General features: G+C 49.6%; 2 protein-coding genes and 1 pseudogene. All 3 read left to right on the forward strand.

Annotation, left to right across the window (positions count from 1 at the left end; genetic code table 11):
* On the forward strand, positions 1-994 hold a 994-nt coding region (locus tag R7F67_RS23785; RefSeq protein ID WP_318057411.1), incomplete at its 5' end, for an ABC transporter permease.
* On the forward strand, positions 987-1,760 hold the full coding sequence (locus tag R7F67_RS23790) for an outer membrane lipoprotein-sorting protein (protein ID WP_318057412.1): 774 nt from the start codon (positions 987-989) through the stop codon (positions 1,758-1,760). The genes R7F67_RS23785 and R7F67_RS23790, both read left to right, overlap by 8 nt.
* Before the next feature lie 32 nt (positions 1,761-1,792).
* A pseudogene (locus tag R7F67_RS23795) lies at positions 1,793-2,006 on the forward strand (hypothetical protein); the annotation flags it as partial.

Consider the following 2,006-nt stretch of genomic DNA (forward strand, 5'->3'; position numbering starts at 1 on the left):
GATTGGTTTGAGTGAGGTGCGAGGCGTACAGCCTCGAGTGGAATTCAGCGGTTTGATCTCTAACGGCAGCAAGTCCTCGATTTTTATTGGTATCGGCGTTAACGAACGCGAGTTCGATATGAAAGGGCCGTTTTTGGACGTGCGTGATGGGCAGACGCTTTCCAACATTCATGCCTCTCGCTACGACGCTTCTGAGCCAGAAGTGATGCTTGGGGTGGATCTCGCCAATAATCTGAGCGTCAACGTGGGTGATTGGATTACCTTACTTGCTACTACGACAGATGGCGCTTTGAACGCTTACGACTTTAAAGTTCGCGGTATCTACTCAACTGGCGTTCCTGAGCTGGATAAACGCCAACTTTACGTACACATCAACAGTGCTCAGTCTCTGCTGGGGTCGGACAAAGTCAGTGCGCTGTCAGTATTTCTGTTCGACACCAGCTTAACCAACAAGGTTGAACAGCAAGTCGCGACGATTCTAAACAAACAAAAACCGAGCTTTGGCGATCAAGAGGTTGAAATTACGCCTTGGCAAGAGCGTGCGTTTTTCTATCTAAAAGTGAAAGATTTGTACGACCGTATTTTCGGCATTATGGGCGCCGTAATGGCTCTGGTCGTGTTTGTCGCGTTGTTCAACACCATGACTATGTCTGTGACCGAGCGTACTCGTGAAATCGGCACCTTGTCCGCATTGGGCAGCTATCCCCGAGAAATCATCGCCGGATTTTTACGCGAAGCGGGTTTACTCGCGGTGATTGGCAGTTGTATCGGCGCCTTGTTTACCGCGCTGGTGACCATTTTTTTGATGGTGGTGGACGTACAAATGCCGCCACCGCCAGGACGCACAGAAGGCTATCCATTGACGATTTACTTTTCTTGGGAGCTGGTGGCTGCTGCAGGGTTATCAGTATTGCTGATTTGTTTGGTCGCGGCGTTTTTCTCGGCGCGTAAAGGCGTGAACAAGCCAATTACGGAGGCACTGATCTATGTTTAATTTCAAACCATTACTAACCATCACACTATTGGCTGTCAGCAGCGTTGCGAGTGCTGCTGAACAAGCGCTGGATGCACAACAAGTCGCGCAGTTGATTGAGAAAGCCGACAGCTACCGCTTGCAAGATGATTCTTCTAAAGTGGTGTCGCTGGTGCGTTTGTATCAAGACCAAGAGTTGGACAAAACGCGTCTCTACCATGTGTACACGCGGCCAAACCGTGAATCGCTGGTGGTGTTCAAATCGGCGGTCGAAGCGGGGCAGAAGATGCTGATGATGGGCGATAACTACTGGCTGCAAATGCCAAAGAGCCGCCGCCCAATTCGTATTACGCCAATGCAAAAGCTGCTTGGTGAAGCCTCAATTGGTGATATTTCAACGTTGACGTGGAGCCAGGATTACCAAGGCGAGTGGAAAGCGACGGAAACCCTCACGATAAATGGACAGAGCATCGCGGTTTATCGCCTTGCCCTAACGGCCAAGACCAAGGGGGCGAGTTATCAGAAGATCGATTTGTGGTTGTCTGAGCAAGATGCGTTCCCGATCAAAGCGGATCTTTATTTGCGTTCAGGCAAGCTTGCCAAGAAAGCGCAATACGGACGAGCGACCAACCACGGCGAAGATTACGTCAGTAAGATGACCCTGCTCGACAGCATTCAACCGAGCAAAAAGACGGTGATTGAGTATCAAGAAATCGTACCGTGGCAGCTGGATAACAAATTCTACAACCCGAGTTATTTGCCGAAAGCCAATACATCGGAGCTGTAATTTAAGGTTATTAACGCCATCAAGGATGTTTTATGAAAGTGCGATTCTTTAACGCCATCATCAATGTAAACAGCGCTGCGATTAGCTTCATTGCCGCTTCATTATGGATGGTTGCACCTGTTGCGGCCAATGATGAGTGGAGTTTTGAATGGGATTGGGCGGTAAGTTACGAAACAGCCAAGCTGCGAGATAGCGCGTTTATGGAGGCGCAAGGAAGCGGGCGTGACTCGCTCAACGCTTTACTTG

The organism is Vibrio sp. YT-17, from assembly GCF_033337375.1.
Lineage (GTDB): Bacteria > Pseudomonadota > Gammaproteobacteria > Enterobacterales > Vibrionaceae > Vibrio > Vibrio alginolyticus.